Below are 24,679 nucleotides of genomic sequence, written 5' to 3'. Positions count from 1 at the left end.
TTTAACCTATGTCTATCAACGCCTTTATTATTTATCTTTCGATAGAGATGAAATATTCTGACCATACAGTTGAGGCTTATAAACACGACCTTAGGAGTTTTGAGAAGTTTATTAAGAGTCTATATGAGGAAAAGGGGGAAGATTGCTGTTTAGAACAAGCTGACCAAGAAGATATAAAGAAATGGATTATACACTTATCGGATGAAACTATTTCATTTAGGAGTATCAATAGGAAGTTATCGGCTTTAAAGACTTATTACAATTTCTTGAAGAAGACGAAACAAATAGAAATAAGTCCGTTTGAGAAAGGCATATTTTTATTGAAAACGGAGAAGAAGCACAAGTTGCCTTTTTCGGAAGCTGAGATTGAAAAGGTGTTGTCCTTTTTTTCATCGAAGGACTCATTTGATGAAGTGAGGAATAGGGCAGTGATTGAGACGCTTTATGCTACGGGTATACGTCGCTCAGAGTTGTCTGGACTGAAAGTAAGCGATGTGGATTTTGAGCAAAAACAAATAAAAGTGCTTGGGAAAGGTGATAAAGAGCGGTATATACCTATTATTCCTGAGCTTGAAAACACTCTTAAAGAATATTTAGTTTTAAGAGAGGAGGTAAAGAATGAAAAAAGCCAGGATTATCTATTTTTAGTAAAGAATGGTAAAAAGATATATTCGACACTGGTATACAGAATTATTAATTCGTATTTTAGTGTTGTAACAACAAAGAAAGATGTGAGTCCTCACGTATTGAGACACTCATTTGCGAGTCATTTGTTAGATAATGGAGCAGACCTTTATACTGTGAAGGAACTACTGGGGCATTCCAGCTTGGCTTCTACCCAAGTGTATACGAACACCAGCTTGGCTGAACTCAAAAAGCAGTATAAGAAAGCACACCCTCGGGCAAACGGCAAAAGCAATGAGGAAGAATAATTGAATTGTTAAACCTTAAATTTGTAAACATTATGAAAGTACACGTACACCCAGTTGATTTTACAGTCGACCAAAAATTAGTAGACTTTATTCAGAAAAAACTCGATAAGCTCGATAATTTTTACGATAGGATTATTGAAGCAGATGTGCATTTGAAGTTGGAAAATACCAATACCAAAGAAAATAAAATAGTAGAAGTGAAAGTACATATCCCAGGAGAAAGTCTTGTGGTAAAGAAACAGTTTAAGACTTTTGAAGAAGGGGTTGATAGTGCTATCACACCATTGGAAAGAATGTTATTAAAACACAAAGATAAGCACTAAAAACTTATGCAATAGAGAAGAGCAGAAGTTTTAAAGTTTGTTAAAAACTTTTTGAATACAAAAAAAAGTTATACCTTTGCCCCAGTTTTTGTATAATTATAAAATCAGAAAGTAATGAAAAGAAGCATTTTACTATTGGCTTCATTGGTTTTCTTTGGAGTCCAAGCACAACAGAATGACTATAACAAATGGTCTATTGATATAAATGGAGGGTTTAATAAACCTACCACTCCTTTTACAAGTGGGTATAGTACTAATACGCCTAATTTATGGAGCACAAATGCAGGTGTGCGCTATATGGCAAACAACAAGTTTGGGGTTCGCTTAGGCGGTGGTTACGACGTTTTTAAGAATGATGACGATACGCCTAATTTTGAATCTAGACTTTGGAATGTAAACCTACAAGGGGTAGCAAACCTTGCGAGTGTTCTTAGTTTTGAAGAATGGACAAGTGACTTAGGATTACTATTGCACGCAGGTTTTGGATATTCACAGCTTAATAGTGATTATATTTCTAAACCGGACCAAATAGCATTTCTTACAGTAGGTCTTACTCCTCAGCTGAGAATTTCTAACCGTATAGCTTTTTTGCTTGATGCGTCAATGTACATCAATAGTAAGCAACAACTTACTTATGACACAAAATCAGCTAATGGACAACAAGGCTTCCAAGGAAACCACTTTACCCTTACTGCTGGTTTAAATATTGCTCTCGGTAAACACGGTAAACACGCCGATTGGGCAGCAGCTTCTAAAAAAGACGAATTAGAAGAAGTAGCTCAACGCGTAGCTAACCTTGAAAATAACGTTGCTGACTTGAAGAGTGAAGTGGCTAACAAGCAAAACAAAATGAACGATGCCAATGGCAACAACGTTCCTGATGAAATTGAAAGCTACTTAAACGACAATTACAAAGCAAAAGATAAAGTAGGTGAAAACGGAGAAGTAAAAGATGATGATGTAGCAGCTGACCTCATTAGAAAAGGTTATATCAATGCTTACTTCGATTTCAATTCATCTAAACCACAGATATCATCTTCTTGGGCTGTAGATTTTGTAGCTAAATATATGAAATCTAATCCTAATGCACACATTAATATTAATGGTTACGCTGATGAATTAGGAGGTACTCAGTACAACCAAACTTTATCACAAAAACGTGCTGATGCTGTGAAAGATTTGCTTGTGAAAGCAGGTATTGATGGCTCTCGTATTACTGCCGAAGGAAAAGGCGTAGATGCAAGTGTTGATAAGAACTCTTCAAGAGCACGTCAGTTAGCTCGTAAAACAACTTTTGAATTGAAATAGTAAGTATAATCGCTTAGAATAATAATGACAAATGCCCCCAAAGGTTAGTACTTTTGGGGGCATTGCTTTTTATGAGAAGGATTATTTATTTTAACAAACAAAGAAAAGGCTATAGCATAAAAGGATATGCAACTCTACTTACAAAATCATTGCATTAAATTCTTCTTCACTAATCATCTTCACACCTAATTGCTCGGCTTTTTCTTTCTTACTTGGTCCCATATTATCGCCTACTATCACGTAATTAGTTTTAGAAGAGATAGACGACCCTACTTTACCTCCGTGTTGTTCAATAAGGGCTTTGAGTTCCTCCCGTGAATACAAGTGAAAGACCCCAGAGACCACAAAGGTAAGCCCTTTGAGGGTATCAGTTTGACCTTCGGTGGCTTGTTCATTAATCGAAAACTGCAAGCCATAGCCTTTGAGCCTATCGATGAGTTGACAGTTGTAGTCATCAGCGAAGAAGTTTACTATACTGCTAGCTATTTGGTTCCCTATTTCATCTACTTCCACCAACTGTTCGACAGTGGCATTTTCTAGGGCTTCAATCGTTTTGTAGTGGCGTGCCAGTTTCTTGGCAACAGTCTCACCTACATATCTAATCCCCAAAGCAAAAAGCACGCGTTCAAAAGGTATTTCTTTTGATTTCTGAATACCTTTAACAATATTCTCAGCACTCTTTTGTGCCATACGCTCTAAGGGGAGCAATTTCTCTACGGTTACCTCATAGAGGTCAGCATAAGTATAGATAATACCAGCACGGAAGAGTTGTTCTACTGTCTCTTCACCTAAGCCTTCTATATCCATTGCTTTGCGTGAGATAAAATGCTGAATCTTACCTGTAATCTGGGGCGGACAGCCATAAGCATTAGGACAGTAGTGTTGCGCTTCGCCTTCGTTACGCACCAACTCGGTACCACATTCAGGACAATGGGTGATATATTTCACGGGTTGAGCATCTGCTTCGCGCTTATCTAAGTTCACGCCTACAATTTTAGGGATAATCTCCCCGCCTTTTTCTACATATACCGAGTCGCCTATGCGAATATCAAGCTTTTCAACCTGGTCAGCATTATGCAATGAAGCACGTTTTACTACGGTTCCCGCTAATAACACGGGTTTGAGATTTGCCACCGGAGTAATAGCTCCCGTACGTCCCACTTGGTAGGAAATACTCTCTAAAACAGTGTCTACTTGTTCTGCTTTGAACTTGTAAGCCATTGCCCAACGCGGCGATTTTGAAGTATATCCTAACTCTTCTTGCTGGGCAATACTATCTACCTTTACCACTACCCCATCAGTTTCATAAGGCAAAGTGTGGCGTTTGGTATCCCATTCGTTGATAAAGTCCATCACTTCGGCAGTAGAATGGCACAATTTGGAAATATTAGGCACTTTAAAGCCCCATTCGCGCGCTTTTTCTAAACTCTCAAACTGACTCTTTATACCTGTGTTCCCTACCAAAAAGTACAACAAGCAATCTAAACCTCGTTTAGCAACCTCGGCAGTATCTTGCAATTTGAGACTACCGCTGGCGGTGTTACGAGGGTTCATAAAAGGGTCTTCGCCAGCTGCTATACGTTCCTTATTGAGGTTTTCAAAGGCTTTTTTAGGCATTACTATCTCCCCGCGAATGTAAAAACGTTCAGGGTAATCGCCTTTTAGTTGCAAGGGTACTGAACGAATCGTACGCACATTGGCGGTAATATCGTCACCTTGAATACCATCACCACGAGTAGTAGCTTGTTTAAGCTTGCCGTTTTCGTACAACAAATCTATAGAAGCACCGTCGTATTTCAGTTCGCAAGTAAAGTTAATTTGGTCACTGCCCAACGTCTTGATAATACGCTGTTCCCATTCCTCTAAGTCTTCCTTAGAATAAGAGTTATCTAACGAGTACATACGGTATTCGTGTACTACGGTTGGAAAACTTTTAGTAACAGAACCTCCCACGCGTACAGTAGGCGAATTCTCATCGTAAAACTCTGGGTATGCTTGCTCTAAGGCTTGTAGTTCTTTGAGCTTTTGGTCGAACTCATAATCCGAAATCGTAGGATTGTCCAGCACATAGTAGTTATAATTGTGCTCATTGAGTTCCTCCCGAAGTTGTTGTATCTTTTCTTTCATAATTTTCTTTGTTACCTTTTACCTCTTACCTTTTACCTTAAGACCCTATCCGGCTCTTTGTTCTTCTCCCATTTTAGGTCTGAAAGCATTGAGGCTTTGATGCCGATAAAGAAATACCACGAACTGCGATAACCGAACGGAGTAAACTGAAAACTCATACGGAAACTGCTCAAATCGCGCTCAAAACGTAATTGGGTATAGGTGAATCCTTGGTTTACAAAGTCATAACCGCTCGAAACTCCTACTTGCCATTTGGGCGTGAGCGATACGTTGCCTGAGAACATTAGCGAGTTGTTGGATATCTTATTTTCGCGTGCCTGATTGCTATAAGTAAGCGAGTGTGCTAAGGTTATGTCCCAAGGGATAACTGCCTTGTAAAAGGTCTTCTTCTCTTCTTTATCCTCGCCTTCTTTGCGGTTCTTATCCATATCCTGCACTTCGCTTAGTGGTTTCGACGACCCAAAGAGGTCATCAGTACGTCCTCCCGCTACGTTACCCGTCTGTTTGTCTTTATTCTTGTCTTTTTTATCTTTGTTCGAGAATGAATAGTTAGTAGAAATATTGGCGTTAGTAAGCCTAAAAAGACTACCGCCGTTGTCTATATTCCATTTCTCCATTTGTCGTCCGTTGTTGTCTATTGCATAAGGGTTGAGTGTTGCTCCAAAGTTCACCCCAAGCTTCCCGTTGAAAAACGAAGTACCCCCCGTAATGTTCAGCGGACTAAACTGCTTGGTAATCACGTTGTAGTTAGAACTGAAATTGAGACTGTTCAAGAGCATTACCTTTTTCGGCTCAGCATCAGTACTATCTTTTTGTTTCACTTTGGCTTCAAAGGTGTTTGCCAATGAGAACCCTATCGATTGCGACTCACCCAAACTTGGCGTACCATAGATACCCCCCTCAAAACGGGTGTATTGTGAGCGGTTGCCATAAGCGTCCGAAATGTAATAATCGTAATACTGGTCAAAAGAAGGATTATAACCATAACTCACCGAGGGTCGCATTACGTGCCGAATAGCTTGTATTTTAGCGTTCTTACCAAAACGGAAAGTACCGTAGATAGTCGTACCGAGACTTGCCCCGAGGTTGTACGTCATAAAACGGTCAAAACCGCTGAGGGTGTCAATGCCCACCTTGCCCGTATTGCTGTTGAAGTCCTTACGGCGAATTGTCTTAAATTGCCACGTCTCGTTTACTGATGAGTTCAACCCTAAGGTAACGTATTTAAATAGCTTAGCAGTTGTACTTACCGGTATAGAGTGTCGCACCCCGTTTTTCGCCTCATCGAACATCTTTTTACTAAAAAACAGACTGTCATAGGTCGAAAAACGGTTATCGGCTTGCATACTGTATTGGAAATTCAAACTCTTGATAAGTCCTTTCTTCGTTTGTCCTTCACGGGCAAAAGGATAAATGCGCTCCATACTCGCACGCATCGAAGGGAGTGTCATATCAATACTTTTCGTATTCGTATTTTGTGAATGCGATGCCGATAGCGATAAGTTAATTGAAGGATATGCTGGGAATGTCTTGGAATACGAGATAGACGACATCATCGTGTTGTTCAAAAAGTTCGACGTATTCGCTTGATTGTAGGATTCTTGATAATATCTACTGTTGCTCGATAGGTTCACCGAAGCCGAAAAATTAGAATTAGGGTTGGCTTTGCCGTCTTTGGAATGCGACCACTGGATATTGTACATACGGCTGCCTGAATAGTCAGGTAAACCCCTCATACTGTATATGTTATTCTCAAATGAAAGATTGAAGTTTCCTGAATACTTGTAGCGTTTCACATAAGCCGATTGTGCCCTAAGCCCATAGCTACCATTGGTATAATAGTCACCCGTAAGCGAAAGGTCAAAATTGTCGCTAATTACAAAGTAATAACCTATGTTCTGCAAAAAATAGCCACGGTTATTCACTTCTCCAAAGGTAGGGAAGATAAGCCCCGAAGTGCGTCCCGATACCATAGGGTAATAAGCGAACGGAATAGCCAAAGGCGTAGGAATATCCACAATATACATATTGCTAAACCCTGCGATAACCTTCTTCTTAGGCACGAACTTCGCTTTGCGCACTTTGATGTAATAATCAGGGTCGTCGAGGTCTTCGGCAGTAGTGATAATTGCGTTTCTCATAAAGTAAGTAGAGTCATTCTCCTTCTTGATGATTTCGCCTTTTATGTTGTTTTCGTCCTGCTTGGTATAAGCATTGCGGATAATCGCCTTCTGGTTGCGATAGTTAAAGCGAATAGAATCAGGCTCTATTACATCACTACCTTGCTTAAATACAGGGTGTTGGGTATATTCTCCCACGCTGTCTTTTAGGCGTCCGGCATACACTTCGCCTTTCTCATAGTTAATCACGTCTATTCCCGCAGTGATGTCAATATCAGTATATTGCACATTAGTTTCGTTGTACAAAATGATTTCGTTCTTCACCTTATTGAACACAATACTGTCCTTAGCCTTGTATTTCACAATGTCTTCCAAGGCATTCTTAGTTTTTTTAATCGTATCGTTTTTAAGGGAATCTTTAGCTTTTTCCGAAGGTTTCTTAGGCTTAATACGTCGCCCACGGCGGTCGTTTTTAGGCTCTACTGTATCTTTTTTGATAGTATCGCGCACTGCCCACGGAGTTGTATAGTGAAAACCACCCGACTTAAAGGCGAATGATTCCGCATACCAAAGACAGGAGCTTACCACTAATAAGCTGATAATGAAAGTGAGTTGACGTTTATAATGTAACAAAGTTCTTTCTGTATAGTTTTATTGAGGGGTCAAAAATACAACTTTTTTTTGAATTAACTGCTATCTACGAAAAAATCAACTCCCAAAACACAAGATTTTACAAACAATAGCCCTTCACTATAACGTTGTCACACTCACCCTTTTTTCTTTGTGTCGTTACGCCGGAGATGCTTAAAAAGTCTCAAAATCGCTTTTGCATCGCAAACTTTTCCATAATTTAAAACTTTAGTAAAGTTAAAATCTCCTCCACTTTTCCTCCATATTTCCTCCATATTTCCTCCGCATTACCTTCACTTTTCCTCCACTTTCTCCGTCTCTACATTCTCCCTTTGAAGGTAGCCAGCGACAGCTGGGTATGTGTAAAGGGGGAGGTTTTATCATTTTTCCCGTCACCACACCCCTACTAAACTCCTTCCACAAATTTGCTAATTTCCAAATTTTCTAATTTGCTAATTCCCTTTTTTGTCATACTCCCTCCTAGTGCCTATGCCCTAAGGCCTATCACCTATTCCTTTTTCTTTCGCCTCGAAACCCCGTTTTTACCATTTTTAACCCTATTGTATCATATTATTAATCAACTATTTATATACCCTTTCTATACCAATCGTCCAAGATTCGTATAAGCTTCCTATAAGCTCTCTATAAGCTACCCCCACCCTCCTTATAGCCTTTTTTCATCAAAATCCCTCCTAGTCTCCTTCTGAAAATCTTTGTTTCCTTCCGAATTCTCCTAACAGTCCCAACACATCGCTTTTTCATCTCTAACTTTGCTCAAGTTTGAAACTTGGGCAAAGTTGAACAAACTAACAATCCCTCTGCTGGTTTACAAGGCGTAGCCTTGATTTTGTTTAATTTCTGAGGCATAGCCTCATTCCTCTAACTCAAGCTCGCACCTCATTTTCTCATTTCCTCATTTTCTCATTTCCTCATTTTCTCATTTCCTCATTTTCTCATTTCCTCATTTCCGGTATTATTAGCATTTTTTTAATCTTTTGTTTGCTTGGTATTGATAAAAAGTAGTATTTTTGTAGCCTAAAATGAAACCTTTTTTCCAAATGAGCACTGCAAAACAAGCTAAATCTGCCTTAATATCTGTTTTCGACAAAACAGGATTAGAGCCTATCATTCACAGAATGAAAACCTTAGGAATTACTATTTACTCCACAGGAGGTACTGAAGATTTTATCAAGAAATTAGGCGTAGAGGTAGTTCCCGTCGAATCTATCACCGATTATCCTCCCATTTTCGGCGGACGTGTCAAGACGCTCCACCCTAAAATCTTCGGAGGTATCCTCAACCGTCAGGATAATGCACAAGATACTGAAGAAATGAAGCAATATGCTATCCCTCAAATCGATATAGTGATTGTAGACTTATATCCTTTCGAAAAAACAGTAACCAGCGGAGCCAGCGACCAAGAGATTATTGAAAAGATAGATATAGGAGGTATTTCGCTTATTCGTGCAGCTGCCAAAAACTATAAAGATGTGCTTTGTGTGGCATCGGTAAACCAATATGCTGACCTTTTGTACATTTTAAACGAACAGCACGGTAGCTCTACTTTGGAAGAGCGCCACTCCTTTGCTACTAAGGCTTTCCGAGTATCCTCACACTACGATACCGCTATCTTCAACTATTTTAATCAAACAGAAGAAATTCCTACCTTAGCGATTAACGAGTGCGACGGACAAGTATTACGCTACGGCGAAAACCCTCATCAAAAAGGAGAATTTTACGGTAATTTCGATGCCCTTTTCGATAAACTACACGGCAAAGAGCTCTCTTACAACAATTTGTTAGATGTAGATGCCGCCGTAAACTTAATGGCTGAATTTGTAGGTGACGACCCTACTTTTGCCATACTGAAACACAACAATGCTTGCGGGGTAGCAACACGCAAAACGATACACGAGGCATATAAAGATGCTCTTGCAGGTGACCCCGTATCAGCTTTTGGTGGCATTCTCATCTCTAATACTAAGATAGATTCAGCTACTGCCGAAACCATTCACTCGCTGTTCTTTGAGGTAATCATTGCACCTTCTTACAGCGATGAAGCCCTAAAAATACTCGAACAGAAGAAAAACCGTATTATTTTAGTACAGAAGAAAGCCAAAATGCCTACAACAAGTGTGCGCTCGTGTCTCAACGGCTATTTGGTACAAGAAAAAGACCTCAAAACCGATAGCATAGAAGATGTACAATACGTAACCGCTGTAAAACCGTCAGCCGAAGTGCTCGAAGACCTCTTCTTTGCTTCTAAAATATGTAAGAATACCAAATCGAATACCATTGTATTGGCAAAGAATAAACAGCTCATTGCAAGTGGTACAGGACAAACCAGTCGTGTAGATGCTCTTAAACAAGCTATTGAAAAGGCTAAAGAATTTCAGTTTGACCTCAACGATGCAGTAATGGCAAGCGATGCCTTCTTCCCCTTCCCCGATTGTGTAGAAATCGCTCACAACGAAGGTATCCGTTCGGTGATACAACCTGGGGGGTCTATCAAAGACCAAGCCAGCATCGATTATTGCGATGCACACCAAATGGGAATGGTATTCACAGGAGTACGACATTTTAAACACTAATAAACGCTTTTTAAACAACGTATGAAACACATTGCAGCCGTAGGAGGCTATTTTATAATGCTTTATGATGTCTTTCGCAAACGCACCCGCTGGTCGATAATGAAAGACCTTATCTTGCGTGAGATAGACGATTTAATATTTGGGTCAATAGGTATCGTGACTTTTATCTCTTTCTTTGTAGGAGGGGTAGTAGCAGTACAAACCGCCCTAAATATCGATAACCCTTTTATTCCTAAATATCTCATAGGTTTCGCTACTCGTCAATCTATTGTATTGGAGTTTGCCCCCACCTTTACAGCTATCATCTTGGCAGGAAAAATAGGGTCGTTTATCACTTCCAGTATAGGTACGATGCGCGTAACCGAACAGATTGATGCTCTTGATATTATGGGAGTAAACTCAGTGAATTATCTAGTATTCCCAAAGATAGTAGCCCTAATGTTAATGCCTTTTCTCATCGCCTTAGGTATGTACTTAGGGGTACTAGGAGGCTGGGCTTCAGCGGTGATGAGTGGTTATACCACCTCTGCCGAATTTGTACAAGGAGTACAATACGACTTCAAACCTTATAGTATGATATACGCTTTCACCAAAACGATAGTATTTGCCTTCTTCTTGGCTACTATCCCGTCCTATCACGGCTATTATATGAAAGGAGGTGCACTGGACGTTGGGAAAGCGAGTACCGTTTCGTTTGTATGGACAAGTATAGTGATTATCCTTTCTAACTCGGTACTCACACAGTTGTTCTACGCTTAAAATGTATCAAGAAAACAAACCACAATATCGCATTTTACTGCTTATCGCCTTAGCACACGGACTCAATGACCTCATTCAAGGGGTCATTCCGTCTATTTATCCTGCTCTGCAAAGCAAATATGCTCTCACAATGGCGCAAGTAGGGGTGATTACACTCTGTTACCAACTTTCAGCCTCTATATTGCAACCCTTAGTAGGCAATTATACCGATAAGCACCCTAAGCCTTACTCACAAGTATTGGGAATGGCATTTACCACTATGGGAATCGTGAGTTTATCGTTGGCGAGTAGCTATACAGCTATACTGTGCTCGGTAGTATTCATAGGGGTAGGTTCATCGGTATTCCACCCCGAATCGTCCAGAGTAGCATTTTTAGCCTCAGGAGGCAGACGCTCGTTCGCACAAGCTATCTTCCAGTTGGGTGGTAACTTTGGGACAGCCTTAGCTCCTCTATTGGTGATATTACTATTGTTCAGCAAAAAAGTAATCGACGGACGAGTCGTAGAAGAAAGTCATCAAGGCAATTTAACATGGTTTGCAGGGTTCTCTATCTTTGCAATGCTTATACTGCTCCTCATAGGCAAATGGCGTAGCATTCTGCTTAAATTGCTCAAAAAGAAAGCTAAAAAACCTGTAGTGTTGCCTAATCTCACCCGTGCACAAATACGCAACTCTATGATTATACTGATGTTGTTAGTATTCTCCAAGAACTTCTATACAGCAGCTATCAACAATTATTTTCAGTTTTATACTATTAAAAAATTCGGATTTAGTAATGCTGAGGCACAGGTATACCTATTTTACTTTTTAGGAGCAGTAGCTGCGGGCTCACTTATTGGAGGTTTTTTAGGTGATAAAGTAGGAAGAAAATTTATTATTTGGTTTTCAATCTTAGGGGCTGCCCCCTTTGCGCTTTGGTTGCCTTACGCCGATGCTACCACTACGGCAGTACTCATCGTGCTGATAGGGTTTATCATCTCATCGGCTTTTGCCTCTATTTTAGTCTATTCACAAGAGCTTTTGCCCCAGAAAATAGGAATGATTTCAGGATTTTTCTATGGTTTTGCCTTTGGTATGGGCGGATTGGCTTCAGCAGTATTAGGCAAATTGATAGACATAACCAGTATTGACTTCGTTTATAAACTATGTTCTTTCTTGCCTTTGATGGGACTTATTGCATACTTTTTGCCAAACTTATCTTCTGTATCTCTTTCTCAAAAACAGACACAAGCAACCCCATAAGGGTATTTTGCAATACTCTTACAAATAAACTTTTTCAGTGTTTAAGCTATATTTCTAACTTATGGTAATGCGTTGAGTTTCTCGATAAGAGCGCCCGCTTTTTGTTCAAAGTCTCTTCTCACTTGTTTGAGGTGGGCGCCTCTGTTTTCCACTGTTTTATCGGCTACTTTATCGATAAGCGTATCAAAATCATTGAGAATTTCGGTTACAAGAGCCTTACCTTCCTCAGTTTGCATCTTTCCTGTGAAATACACTGCATCGATAATATCACCCAACACGTAGTTAATGTCCTTTTTTAAATTGCGAATACTTGCCATACGTTTTTAATTTATTTATAAATTGGTTGCAAAGTTATGAATTATTTATTATCTTTGCAAAAAATAAATGGGTAATGTATGTATATAATTTAACAGTGGTGATAAGCGATGAGGTATTCACCCAGTGGCAAGAATGGTTACAAAACGTTTATTTACCTACTATAAACACTAATAAAACCATAGAGAGAGTACGAGTGTTTAAAGTATTAAATGTACCTGAAAAACACTATGCCATTCATCACGAAACTACTTCACCCGCCCAGTTATTACATTTCATTGAGCACACTATTCCTAAACTCCTACAACAGTCTGCTGAAACTTTTGGCGAAAAGGTACTCTTTTGGGGCACCCAACTGAAAGAAGTAAAAAGTGAAGAGTGAGAAGTACATAGATTTTGGCACAGAAATTGATTTACATTCATTAAGCACTAACCATTAACCATAAACCATTAATTACACACTATTAACTAAAAACGATTGACGATGAAAAAGAATTTTAACCTCAGAAAAACGATGAGATACCTCTCCTTAGGTCTGGTAGCCTCATTAGCACTTACCTCGTGCGTAGGTTATTACTATGCCGATGGTATCTATAACGACCCTGTACCCGAAAGGGTAAGATACGTGGAGAGAGAAAGCTATCCTGAACGTTATGACTATCCTCCTGAAAACCGTTATACCCCTAATAAATATAAGGATTTTTTCAGTGAGAAGGCACAACAATATCAACAAAAAACTGACAGTAGTTTTACACATTTCACCGATGTGAATAGCTATCGCTCCAATGCCTATACAGGCAACTCCTCTTACGGAGGTTGGGGCAGTAACCCTTCACGAGTGAATGTAAATGTGTATAATAACGGTTGGATAAATCCTTATTACGGCTGGAATAACTATTGGGGCTACGGAGCTTGGTATCCTTATTATAGCTATTACGACTACCCTTACTATCGCCCTTATCGCTCTGGCTGGAGCTTTTCCTTAGGTTGGGGCTGGGGTAATTATTACGACCCTTATTGGGGTGGTTACTACGGAGGTTACTATCCTTACTACGGTTACTATGGCTATCCTTATTATGGATATTACGGATACCCATACTATGGATATGGCTATTATTACGACTATTATCGCCCAAGAGATTACTATTATGAGCCCAATCGTTCATATGGTAGAGATTACTATGGCGGAAGCAGAGGAAGAGCTATCATAAGAGATGATGAACGCAGAGGCGACCCTAACCGTTATAGTGATTACAATAGAGGCTCTTACAATCGTTCTCAAACACAAGGTAATAATTATAGCAATGAAGCAGGTCGTCCTAATTACCAAAATCAAGGGCGTAACAATGATTATAATAGAGCTCCTTCAGGCTATGAATTAAGAAGAGCTTATGAGTCTAATAATTCTAACTATTCAGGCAGAAGTTCTAACTATAGCAATAGTAATTCAGGAGGAAACTACAACAGTAGCAGTTCCTCTAATAGTGGAGGAGGATACAGAAGTTCTAATCGTGATTAAAAATATTAACAAATGAAAAAAATCAATCATATATTACTTTTAGGAGCTTTTCTTTTCGTAGCTAATGTACAAGCACAGAATTATACTGATGCTTTGCGTTACTCAACAGAAGAGCTTACAGGAACAGCTCGTTTTAAAGCGATGAGTGGAGCTTTCGGAGCCTTGGGAGGCGACCCTTCTGCTATCAATGTCAATCCTGCGGCGAGTTCTATCTTTAGCAGTTCTGAAATTTCATTTTCTTTAAATAACAACAATCAGAAAAGAGAGATTACTTTTTTAAATAGAAATACTAAAATGACTAATAATGACTTCAATCTGAATCAGTTTGGAGTTGTGTTTCTCTTACCAGATGCTTCTGCTACTTTTAAGAAAGTGAGTTTTGGATTTAATTATCAATTAGCAAAAACATTTGATAATGATAAGTTTTCATATTCTGCTTACAATAACAAAGGATTAGATAATTATTTTTTGTACTATGCTACAAAAGGTAATAACGGAAATCCGTTTAGTTATGGCACTTTTTCAGGAGGTCCTGATCGTATAACAGGGACAGAAGGTAACCAACGAGATGTGGGAGAATTTTATGCTAAATTAGGAAAAACAGAAGGGTATGCTGCACAAATGGCTTATTTAGGAATGATGGCTCAACTTATCACTCCTACTGCTACTTCTACGACTAACATTGCTTATAATCCTAGTGGAGATAATAGAGAACGGTTACAAACTTATAGAATAGATCGTTCAGGTTATGTGAATAAATATAACTTCAATTTTGCTTCACAGTTGGGAGACTTTATAGGCTTAGGATTAAACTTGAATGTTCATAACATCAATGAAAAAGCTCTTTATAGTGCAAAAGATGATAATTTTCAAGGCACTAATCCTTTTTTGCGATATGCTAACCATAAGCAATATATCAATACCACAGGAGATGGTTTTTCTTTGCAGTTAGGAGCTATTATAAAAATAACAGATGACTTGCGTTTAGGTATGAGCTATCAATCGCCTACGTGGTATAGAATGAAAGAAGAGTACAGACAAGTGTTGTATGGTACTGTAGGTGTTGCTACTAGAACTTTTGATTCAGACGTTGAGCTTATCAATCGTTATGGAGATGAAATTTGGTATGAACGTGAATATAAATTCCGTACTCCGAGCGCGTGGACAGGTAGTTTAGCTTATATTATCAAGAAAAGAGCCATACTAAGTGTAGATTATACTTATAGAGCTTATAACAATCTAAAGTTTAGAAGTAGTAATATGGAAGGTGAGAATAATATTATCCAAAATGATTTGGGTGATACTTCTACCTTACGCGTAGGAGGAGAGTTTCGTATTCCTTTCAAAATGTTTAAGAATGAACCAGCAAGTACTAACTATATAAGCCTTCGCGGAGGTTATCGTTACGAGCAAAGTCCATATCGCAAAAAGGTGGCTACGGTAGGCGACCTCACTGGCTATTCGTTTGGAGCAGGGGTTACTTTAGGAGGTATTCGTTTAGATGCGTCTTATGACATTGCTAAACAAACAAACCTATACCAAATGTACGAAACAATACTTACCGATAATGCTCAAATAAAATCAACTTACGGTAACTTCTTGTTTACCTTTACTGCACAGCTTTTTTAATTAAATAATTATTAAAGTTACTTTTGCATCATATTATAGGGGCGAATTGTAATTCGCCCCTATAATATGATAAAGTAAAGAGACGGTAATACAAAAATTACCGTCTTATTTTTAGTATAATGAAATTACACAGAAACTTAGTAGATGCCGTAATAGAGGGACTTACCTTTATTTTTAACGAAGGGCAATACGCCGATAAGGTAGTAGAAAAACAACTGAAAAAAGACAAGCGTTGGGGTGCTCGCGATAGAGCCTTTATTGCCGAAACTATTTATGACATTGTGCGTTGGAAACGGCTTTATGCCGAGATTGCGGAAGTGTACGAACCCTTTACAGTGCATAATCTACGCCGTATGTTTGCCGTGTGGGCGACTCTCAAAAGTATTGCCTTGCCGGATTGGGGAAACTATTTTGAAGATACTCCTGCACGTCGTATCAAAGGCAAGTTCGACGAACTCTCTAAGGTAAGAAAACTACGTGAATCAGTACCCGACTGGTTAGATACTTTGGGAGCACAAGAATTAGGAGAAACGTTGTGGACAGATGAATTGCACGCCCTTAACAGTTTAGCTCCCGTAGTATTGCGAGTGAATACCCTTAAAACTTCTTTGGAACACTTGCAACAGTTTTTGCGACAAGAAGGAGTAGAAACTTATCCTTTGCGCGATTACCCCGATGCTTTGCAGTTAGTAGAGCGCAGCAATATCTTTAAAACCCAAGCCTTTGCCGATGGACTGTTTGAGGTACAAGATGCTTCCTCTCAAAAAGTAGCACCCTTTATGCAGATAGACGACAAGGTGAAACGTGTAATCGACACTTGTGCTGGAGCAGGAGGTAAAACCTTACACCTCGCTACCCTAATGCAAAACAAAGGTCAGATTATAGCGATGGATATCTACGAGCAGAAATTGCAAGAGCTCAAACGCAGAGCACGACGTAACGGGGTTTTTAACATAGAAACTAAACTCATAGAACCCAAACAGCTCAAACGTATGCACGGCACATTCGACCGCGTACTCATTGATGCCCCTTGTAGCGGACTCGGCGTACTGCGCCGTAACCCAGATGCAAAATGGAAATTGCAACCTAAATTCTTGGACGAAATACGCACTACTCAACAGGAAATTTTACAACAGTACAGTAAATTGCTAAAAAAAGGAGGCAAACTTGTCTATGCTACTTGTTCTATATTACCTTCTGAGAATCATCAACAAGTAGAGACTTTTTTAGCTTCGGAAGCAGGAAAAGAGTTTCGCTTAGAAGCTGAGGAAGTGATTTTTGCTCATCAATCGGGATATGATGGTTTCTATATGGCAAGATTTATTAATGATTTCTCTAATCATTAAAAATTGTACATATCATTATTTTGTTGTAATTTTGCACTCTAAAATTTATCACTCATAAACTCAATAACGAATGAAGAAAATAATAACACTGATATTTGTAGTACTTGTTGCAATAGCAAATGCTCAAATACATAACCCTGTAAAATGGAAAACAGCGGTTGAAAAAATCAGCGATAACGAATATTATTTGGTAGCAACAGCTTCCATTGAGGCTGGCTGGAAGCTCTACGCACAAAACATTCCGCCTAAAGGACCTATTCCTACCACCTTTACTTTTGAAAGAAGCGCAAACTTCGAGCTTATGGGTAAGACCGAAGAAAGTAAACCTATACAAAAGCACGACAAGGTTTTTGATATGGAAATTGCTTATTTTCACAATCAAGCCGTGTTCAAACAACACATCAAAATAGTAAAACCTGTAGCTTCTATAAAAGCAACGGTAGAGTTTATGAGCTGTGACGATAGCAACTGTTTGCCTCCTGACACAGTAGATTTAGAGTTTTCCCTTTCGGGAGCTCCTGTTGCAAGCAAAGTGGCAACTCCTCAGTTTACTTTTGGTAATAATACCGACGGAAATAATACAGTTCCTACAACTACCGTAAGTCAAACTACAACAACAAAAGCTCCTGCTACTACCCCTATCTCACGTCAAGGTCTGTGGACAATATTCTTTATATCTTTTCTTTCTGGCTTTGCTGCATTGCTCACTCCTTGTGTATTCCCAATGATTCCTATGACGGTGAGTTATTTTACCAAACAGAGCAAAACTAAAGCTAAAGGAGTGAAGAATGCTGTAATCTATGGTATTTCTATCATTGTGATTTACGTATTGTTGGGCTCGGCTATTACTGCTATCTTTGGTGCAGATGCTTTGAATGCTTTAGCAAGTAATTTCTGGTTCAACCTCATCTTTTTCTTGATATTGGTAGTATTTGCCATTTCGTTTTTAGGTGCGTTTGAAATTACTTTGCCCAGCTCGTGGAGTACCAAAGTAGATGCTCAAGCCGACCGCAGTGGTTTTATAGGTATCTTCTTTATGGCGTTGGCTTTAGCTATCGTATCATTCTCGTGCACAGGTCCTATTGTAGGTACTTTGTTAGTACAAGCTGCTTCCGAAGGGGGTATCGCTCCTATTATCGGGATGTTCGGCTTCTCATTGGCAATAGCCTTGCCTTTTGCCTTGTTCGCAGCCTTTCCTGGTTGGTTGCACTCCTTGCCTAAATCAGGTGGTTGGATGAACACCGTGAAAGTGGTATTGGGATTTTTAGAATTGGCGTTAGCATTCAAATTCCTTTCTAATGCCGACTTGGTATTGCAATACCACTGGATAGAACGCGAAGTATTTATCGCTATTTGGATTGCAGTTTTTGGCGCCTTATCACTTTACCTTTTTGGAAAAATACGTTTGCCTCACGACGATGCCACCGACCGTATTTCAGTAGGTCGCCTGCTATTAGGCTTACTAACTCTTAGTTTTACGGTTTATATGATTCCGGGGTTATGGGGGGCACCACTCAACCTTATCAATGCTTTTCCTCCTCCGCAACATTATAGCGAATCGCCTTACGGTGTAGGCTATACCGCTGACGGAGGTAGTGCGAGCGTAGATGAAGGTGCTCTTCCTGAAGGAGCGCACTTGTTCAAACCTCACAATATCGTTACTTTTGATGATTATGAAAAAGGATTAGCTTATGCCAAACAAGTGAACAAACCCGTATTGTTAGACTTTACTGGCTGGTCTTGTGTAAACTGCCGCAAAATGGAACAAAACGTATGGCCTAACCCTCAAGTGCTCGATGTTCTTAGAAATGAAGTGGTATTAATTTCGTTGTACGTAGACGATAAACGTCCGCTACCCGAAAGCGAAGTGAGAGCTTCACAAATTAGAGAAGGCAAGATGATAAAAACCATTGGACAAAAATGGAGTGAGTTCCAGACCCTCCATTACAAAGCCAATACACAGCCCTTTTACGTGCTGATGAATCTCCAAGGAGAGAACTTAGTAGACCCAATAGGATATACCCTTGATACCGATGACCCCGATGAGTTTTACAAATGGATAAAACAAGGGATTACTGCCTTTGGCAAATAATATCATTCAATGAAAAACAAACACTACATACTCCCCATATTTATAGGCTTAAGTTTAGCATTAGGACTTGTTTTAGGAAGACAGCTTGCGAATTTCTACATTCCCAAGCCTCCTCCACCTGTACCTATGCCTATTACTGATATAGATACGGTGCAAGAGAATCCTTATAAAGTGAAATTAAACAGACTTATCGATTATATAGAAGAGGACTATGTAGATAAAGTAAATACCGATAGTATTGTAGACCTCACAATAAACAGTATTTTGCGCAAATTAGATCCTCACTCCACTTATATCTCTAAAAGTGATATCCAAGAGGTAGCCGAAACGATGAGTGGTAAGTTCGTAGGTGTGGGTATTAGCTTTTATATGTACAAAGATACCATTGCCGTAATCAAACCTATTGAGGGAAGTGATGCAATGCACAAAGGTATTCGTTTTGGTGACCGTATTTTAATAGCAGGGAAAGATACCTTGTTTAAAAAACACTTAAATACTGATAAAATCAAAAATATTCTCAAAGGAGAAATGGGGTCAAAAGTAGATTTAACTATTTACCGAAAAAGTAAAGATAGTCTTTTTAAGATAGGTATTGAGCGAAAGTTTATTCCTATTAAAAGCATTGATTGTTTTTACAAAGTAAATGATACTTTAGGCTATATACGTATGAATAGGTTTGCCGAAACTACTAATGACGAATTTGACTCAGCACTTAAAGCTTTAGAAAAAGAAGGTATTAACAGTTTAATTCTAGATTTGCGTAATAATTCTGGCGGCTTTCTCAATGTAGGAATTCAGATAGCCGATGAGTTCTTAGCAAAGGATAAGATGATTGTATTTACCAAAAATAATCGCAAAGAAATAGAAGAAACCTATTCTACTGCTGGTGGGTTATTCGAAAATAAACCTATATTTGTACTTGTCAATGAAAATAGCGCCTCAGCTAGTGAAATTGTAGCAGGGGCTTTACAGGATAACGATAGAGGTGTGATTGTAGGACGTAGAACTTTCGGCAAGGGATTAGTACAAAGCGAAATGCCCCTACCTGATGGTTCGGCAGTACGCCTTACTACCGCTCGCTACTACACTCCAACAGGACGCTCTATACAAAAGCCCTACAACTTGCGTCACCAGCGCAGAAGCTTCCAAATAGATAATGCTACAGTCCCCGATTCTTTAAAGTTTACAACTCCTAAAGGAAAAGTAGTGTATGGTGGTGGTGGTATCTACCCTGACGTATATGTACCGATAGATATGAAACCGGAAACCTATATGGTAAATGAAGTGCTAAACTCAGGACTTACGAACTTCTTTTTGTTTGAATACTTAGACAGTCACCCTTCTCAGAACCATAAGCCACAAAAGTCTTATTTCATAGGGGGATACAAAGTGCCCAAAGAAATGCTCAACGCCTTTTCAAAGTTTTTAAAAGAGCGTAAAATCAACATAGATTTCAAACGAAACAGCAATGATATATCAAAATATCTAAAAGCTAACTTAGCTGAGATATGGTTTAACGATAATGTAGCAGGGCTTATCAGGAATCAAGGAGATTTTTACATAGAAAGCTGTCTACACTACTACAAACAAAAACACCCTAAAAATGGCACTGAAAATCCTACCAAAGTGGTAAGGAGAAAAGCCAAAAAACCTATAAAAAGAGTTTAAAAAATATATGAGCAAGAATTTAACATCACGCAGTGAAGACTATTCTAAATGGTATAACGAATTGGTTGTAAAAGCTGATTTAGCCGAAAGTTCAGGTGTGCGTGGCTGTATGGTAATCAAACCTTACGGCTATGCTATTTGGGAAAAAATGCAAGCAGAGCTCGACCGTATGTTTAAAGAAACTGGTCACACCAATGCTTATTTTCCTTTATTTGTACCCAAAAGTTATTTTGAAGCAGAGGAAAAGAATGCTGAAGGTTTTGCTAAAGAATGTGCCGTAGTAACCCACTATCGTCTTAAAGCCGACCCTAATGAAAAGGGTAAACTAATGGTAGACCCCGAAGCAAAACTCGAAGAAGAACTGATAGTTCGTCCTACCTCAGAGGCGATTATTTGGAACACCTACAAAAACTGGATACAGTCTTACCGTGATTTGCCTATACTCATCAACCAATGGGCAAATGTAGTGCGCTGGGAGATGCGTACCCGCTTGTTTTTGCGCACTGCTGAGTTTTTATGGCAGGAGGGACATACCGCTCACGCTACAAAAGAGGAAGCCATAGAAGAAGCTCAAAAGATGATGAACGTATACGCCAACTTCGTAGAGAACTTTATGGCTGTGCCTGTAATAAAAGGTGTAAAAAGTGAAAGCGAACGCTTTGCAGGGGCTGACGATACCTACTGTATAGAAGCCCTTATGCAAGACGGAAAAGCACTGCAAGCAGGAACATCACACTTCTTAGGACAGAACTTCGCCAAAGCCTTTGACGTGAAATATGTGAGCAAAGAAGGTAAACAAGAATATGTATGGGCGAGCTCTTGGGGGGTCTCAACCCGCTTAATGGGTGCTTTGATTATGACCCACAGCGATGACAATGGATTAGTACTTCCTCCTAAATTGGCTCCTATACAAGTGGTAATCGTGCCTATCTACAAAGGAGCAGAACAATTAGAAAAAGTGCGCTCCCATATTCAGCCTTTAATTGAAGAACTCAAAAAACACAATATCAGTGTAAAATTCGACGATCGCGATACCCAATCGCCAGGCTTCAAGTTCCACGAGTACGAACTCAAAGGCGTTCCCGTGCGCTTAGCTGTAGGACAACGCGACATAGAGCACAATACCTTCGAAGTAGCCCGTCGCGATACCCTTACCAAAGAGACAGTAGCTAGTAGCCAAATTGTAGCTCATATTCAGCAGCTTTTAGAGAATATTCAATCCAATATGTACAACAAAGCTTTGGAGTACCGCAATACCCATATTACCGAGGTAAATAGCTATGATGAGTTCAAGGAATTGTTGGAAACTAAAGGAGGTTTCCTCTCAGCACACTGGGATGGTACTCCCGAAACTGAAGAGCGTATCAAAGAAGAAACCAAAGCAACTATACGTTGTATACCTTTGGATATCAAGGAAGAATCAGGGGCTTGCATCTACTCGGGAAAGCCTTCGAAAAAACGAGTGCTTTTTGCTAAAGCTTATTAAATATTAAATAAAAATAAAATGAGTCCAGTGATTGCTGGACTCATTTTTCTTAATATAATTAGTTTCCTCATTACTTACCTTCTAAGATTTAAAACTTTTAAACAAAGTTTCCATCTTTTCTCTTTCTTCTTCAGCTAAAGCTGCATCTACCAAGATTCGTCCACTGTGCTCATCAGTAATAATCTTTCTACGAGAGGCAATTTCTACTTGTACTTGTGGTGGAATAGCAAAGAATGAACCTCCAGAGGCTCCACGCTGAATTGGCACTATTGCTAAACGGTTCATCACGCTACTGCGAATGCGTTGATAGGCTTTTAGCAAACGCTCTTCAATTTTAGCCGCATACTCTTCTGCTTTTTCTCTTAAAAATTCCTCCTCTTTCTCAGTCTCTGCCAAAACAGAATCAAGTTCAGCTTTTTTGTGCTTGAGGTGCGCATCACGTTGGGCTTTGCGCTCATCTACTTGCTTAATAGCCTCTTTCTTTTGGTCTACTTGCGCTTTACCTTCTTTAATGCGTTTTTCTGCCAACTGTACTTCTAACTCTTGAAATTCTATCTCTTTAGAAAGAGAGGTATATTCACGATTGTTACGTACATTCTTTTGCTGGGTAGTATATTTTTTAATAAGGGCTTTTGCCTCTTCAATTTTTGCCTTCTTCTCAGCAATTCCTGCCTGCAATTCGTCTAACTCTTCCTTAAACTTTACGTGACGTTTTTTTAAACCCTCTACCTCATCTTCAAGGTCTGAGACTTCTAACGGAAGCTCACCACGAGTGTTCTGTAACTCATCAATCTTAGAATCGATGAGCTGTAAATCATACAATGCTCTTAATTTTTCTTCTACGGTTATATCCACTTTTTGTGCCATATCTATGAATAATATTTGATAGGATTTGTATCTACATTTGATATTGAGAGGGCAAAAGTAGGAATTTTTTTTGAAAGATACTCAAATAAAATAAATTTTATGTATTGTTCACTTTCAAAATGACCTATATCTGCTAATAATATTTTCCCCTCAGCCCTGAAAAAATCGTGGTATTTAAAGTCTGCACTCACAAAAACATCTGCTCCTGTTCGCTTAGCATCTCCTATTGCAAAAGCACCACTTCCTCCCAATACAGCTACTTTTTTCACTTCTTTTCCCCTGAATGCTGAATACCTAATACAGCTTGACTCCATTTTTTCTTTTAAATAAACAAGGAAATCTGCCTCACTCATCGGGGTTTCAAATTCCCCTATCATACCCATTCCTATATGTTGGTGCTCGTTTTCGAGTATATATATCTCATAAGCCACCTCTTCATAAGGGTGATTTTGGTGAAGTGCTTTTAGTATTTGAGATTGTAAGTGCTTGGGAAAAATAACTCCTATTTGTGTTTCATCTTCTGTGTGAAATACATTGGGTTCACCAATAGTTGGGTGCGAAGATTCATTGCCCTTATAAGTGCCTTTCCCTTCAAGATTGAAACTACATTCCGCATAGTTGCCAATATTCCCCGCTCCTGCTTCGAAGAGTGCTTTACGTAGCTTTTCAGCATTAGCTTTTGGAACATAGGTAATAAGTTTTCTAATAACATTAGGCTGTGGAATAAGTATGGAGCGATTATGCAATCCTAAACGGTCAGCAATAGAAGCATTCACTCCTAACAGCTGATTGTCTAAAGCCGTATGCATACTGTAAATAGCTATCTGATGTCGAATCGCTTTCATCACTACTCGTTCCACATAGGTCTTCCCTGTAAGCGATTTAAGTCCACTGAAGATAATCGGGTGGAAACTAACAATGAGATTACAATTCTTTTCAATAGCTTCTTCTACCACAGCTTCTAATGTATCTAAGGTGATGAGCACTCCTGTTACTTCGGCATTGGCGTCACCTACCAATAAGCCTACATTGTCAAAACTCTCAGCATAATCAAGTGGTGCAAGAGTTTCAAGAACTTTAGTTATGTCTTTTACTTTCATCGTATTCTTTTAATGTTTACATACTTTTTCACAGTTCTTTTAATAAAGATTTTCTCTAATCTTTTTCTATATCTGATTTATTGTGTTAGAGATTTAAAATCTCTCCATCATCGTAATACACTACTCTATCTCCTATAATACGAGCAGGAGCGGTGTATCTATGAGGTTCTTCCTTACCTATTGCCATAATATGATTTACTTGCCAACCCTTGGCTTTCAAATAATCTGATACCATCGACCTATGACAACGCCACCAAACAGCCTCTGCACACATATAAGCAGTAGTTTCTTTTTCAGCTATAGCAATGAGTTGAGCAATACCTTTTTCAAAATCATAGGTCTCCATATAATCAGCATAAGCTCGGAAGGACTCGTTATGCCAACGAGTATTCTTAGAGTCTTTATGTACTTTACGTCTACCACCTAATAACGTGAGATGGGTATAGGCTATCCCAATTTCGGGTAATACTACCTCTAAGTTTTCTTTATTAAATTGCGAATATTTGTTAGAGCCTGGTAACCCTCTGATATCAACTAAATGTTGTATCTCAAACGATTGTAACATCTCTATAAATTCTTCCAATGTATGTGTGGAATGTCCTATAGTATATATTCTCTTCATAA

19 protein-coding genes are annotated in these 24,679 nt (G+C 39.1%); 13 read left to right on the top strand and 6 right to left on the bottom strand.

The window, feature by feature from the left end; all coding sequences use genetic code 11:
- The first annotated feature begins 8 nt into the window (after positions 1-8).
- The 3 genes from AM608_RS00195 (at position 9) to AM608_RS00185 (ending at position 2,563) form a co-directional block, all read left to right on the top strand.
- Positions 9-932 (top strand): tyrosine-type recombinase/integrase, encoded by a 924-nt coding sequence (locus tag AM608_RS00195; RefSeq protein WP_053580354.1) that lies wholly within the window; start codon positions 9-11, stop codon positions 930-932.
- Positions 933-964: 32 nt separating this feature from the next.
- Positions 965-1,255 (top strand): ribosome hibernation-promoting factor, HPF/YfiA family, encoded by a 291-nt coding sequence (gene hpf, locus AM608_RS00190; protein WP_002671089.1) that lies wholly within the window; start codon positions 965-967, stop codon positions 1,253-1,255.
- 114 nt (positions 1,256-1,369) lie between these two features.
- Positions 1,370-2,563: an OmpA family protein gene (locus AM608_RS00185; RefSeq protein ID WP_009419658.1), complete on the top strand. Its 1,194-nt coding sequence runs from the start codon at positions 1,370-1,372 to the stop codon at positions 2,561-2,563.
- Positions 2,564-2,701: 138 nt separating this feature from the next.
- Here AM608_RS00185 and ligA read toward each other — a convergent pair whose 3' ends face one another.
- Positions 2,702-4,690, bottom strand: coding sequence for an NAD-dependent DNA ligase LigA (ligA, locus tag AM608_RS00180; RefSeq protein WP_053580353.1), 1,989 nt, complete (start codon positions 4,688-4,690; stop codon positions 2,702-2,704).
- Positions 4,691-4,722: 32 nt separating this feature from the next.
- Positions 4,723-7,398: a putative LPS assembly protein LptD gene (locus tag AM608_RS00175; RefSeq protein ID WP_053581808.1), complete on the bottom strand. Its 2,676-nt coding sequence runs from the start codon at positions 7,396-7,398 to the stop codon at positions 4,723-4,725.
- 1,100 nt (positions 7,399-8,498) lie between these two features.
- Between AM608_RS00175 and purH the strand changes: the two genes are divergently transcribed.
- The 3 genes from purH to AM608_RS00155 are packed head-to-tail and all read left to right on the top strand — an operon-like array spanning position 8,499 to position 12,033.
- Complete coding sequence (purH, locus tag AM608_RS00165) at positions 8,499-10,031, top strand: bifunctional phosphoribosylaminoimidazolecarboxamide formyltransferase/IMP cyclohydrolase (protein WP_053581807.1); 1,533 nt, start codon at positions 8,499-8,501, stop codon at positions 10,029-10,031.
- 21 nt (positions 10,032-10,052) lie between these two features.
- On the top strand, positions 10,053-10,790 hold the full coding sequence (locus tag AM608_RS00160) for an ABC transporter permease (RefSeq protein WP_009411747.1): 738 nt from the start codon (positions 10,053-10,055) through the stop codon (positions 10,788-10,790).
- A 1-nt stretch (position 10,791) separates the two neighbouring features.
- Positions 10,792-12,033 carry an MFS transporter gene (locus AM608_RS00155; protein ID WP_053580351.1) on the top strand — a complete coding sequence of 414 codons (1,242 nt, stop codon included), beginning with the start codon at positions 10,792-10,794 and terminating at the stop codon, positions 12,031-12,033.
- 59 nt (positions 12,034-12,092) lie between these two features.
- Here the strand turns inward: AM608_RS00155 and AM608_RS00150 are convergent, their stop codons facing one another.
- A complete protein-coding gene (locus AM608_RS00150; protein ID WP_009417777.1) occupies positions 12,093-12,350 on the bottom strand; it encodes a hypothetical protein in 258 nt (85 codons plus the stop codon).
- A 74-nt stretch (positions 12,351-12,424) separates the two neighbouring features.
- Between AM608_RS00150 and AM608_RS00145 the strand changes: the two genes are divergently transcribed.
- From AM608_RS00145 to proS, 7 genes are all read left to right on the top strand, one after another.
- Positions 12,425-12,730, top strand: a complete 306-nt coding sequence (locus AM608_RS00145; RefSeq protein ID WP_053580350.1) for a DUF4286 family protein — start codon at positions 12,425-12,427, stop codon at positions 12,728-12,730.
- Positions 12,731-12,832: 102 nt separating this feature from the next.
- Positions 12,833-13,867, top strand: coding sequence for a hypothetical protein (locus AM608_RS00140; RefSeq protein WP_053580349.1), 1,035 nt, complete (start codon positions 12,833-12,835; stop codon positions 13,865-13,867).
- A 12-nt stretch (positions 13,868-13,879) separates the two neighbouring features.
- Positions 13,880-15,496, top strand: coding sequence for an OmpP1/FadL family transporter (locus AM608_RS00135; protein WP_015782643.1), 1,617 nt, complete (start codon positions 13,880-13,882; stop codon positions 15,494-15,496).
- Between the two features lie 119 nt (positions 15,497-15,615).
- On the top strand, positions 15,616-16,842 hold the full coding sequence (locus AM608_RS00130) for an RsmB/NOP family class I SAM-dependent RNA methyltransferase (protein WP_053580348.1): 1,227 nt from the start codon (positions 15,616-15,618) through the stop codon (positions 16,840-16,842).
- A gap of 70 nt (positions 16,843-16,912) precedes the next feature.
- Complete coding sequence (locus tag AM608_RS00125; protein WP_053580347.1) at positions 16,913-18,934, top strand: thioredoxin family protein; 2,022 nt, start codon at positions 16,913-16,915, stop codon at positions 18,932-18,934.
- Between the two features lie 9 nt (positions 18,935-18,943).
- On the top strand, positions 18,944-20,602 hold the full coding sequence (locus AM608_RS00120) for a S41 family peptidase (RefSeq protein ID WP_053580346.1): 1,659 nt from the start codon (positions 18,944-18,946) through the stop codon (positions 20,600-20,602).
- A gap of 7 nt (positions 20,603-20,609) precedes the next feature.
- Positions 20,610-22,088: a proline--tRNA ligase gene (gene proS / locus AM608_RS00115; RefSeq protein ID WP_053580345.1), complete on the top strand. Its 1,479-nt coding sequence runs from the start codon at positions 20,610-20,612 to the stop codon at positions 22,086-22,088.
- A gap of 81 nt (positions 22,089-22,169) precedes the next feature.
- Here proS and AM608_RS00110 read toward each other — a convergent pair whose 3' ends face one another.
- The 3 genes from AM608_RS00110 to AM608_RS00100 form a co-directional block, all read right to left on the bottom strand.
- On the bottom strand, positions 22,170-22,955 hold the full coding sequence (locus tag AM608_RS00110; protein WP_053580344.1) for a zinc ribbon domain-containing protein: 786 nt from the start codon (positions 22,953-22,955) through the stop codon (positions 22,170-22,172).
- Positions 22,956-22,957: 2 nt separating this feature from the next.
- Entirely contained in the window at positions 22,958-24,055 is a 1,098-nt protein-coding gene (locus AM608_RS00105) for a Nif3-like dinuclear metal center hexameric protein (RefSeq protein WP_053580343.1), read from the bottom strand.
- 85 nt (positions 24,056-24,140) lie between these two features.
- Complete coding sequence (locus AM608_RS00100; RefSeq protein ID WP_053580342.1) at positions 24,141-24,677, bottom strand: DUF488 family protein; 537 nt, start codon at positions 24,675-24,677, stop codon at positions 24,141-24,143.
- Positions 24,678-24,679 lie beyond the last annotated feature (2 nt).

It is taken from the genome of Capnocytophaga sp. oral taxon 323 (assembly GCF_001278825.1).
GTDB classification, from domain to species: domain Bacteria; phylum Bacteroidota; class Bacteroidia; order Flavobacteriales; family Flavobacteriaceae; genus Capnocytophaga; species Capnocytophaga ochracea.
The sequence above is the reverse complement of the archived record's forward strand: the minus strand, read 5'-3'. Positions and strand labels throughout refer to the sequence as shown.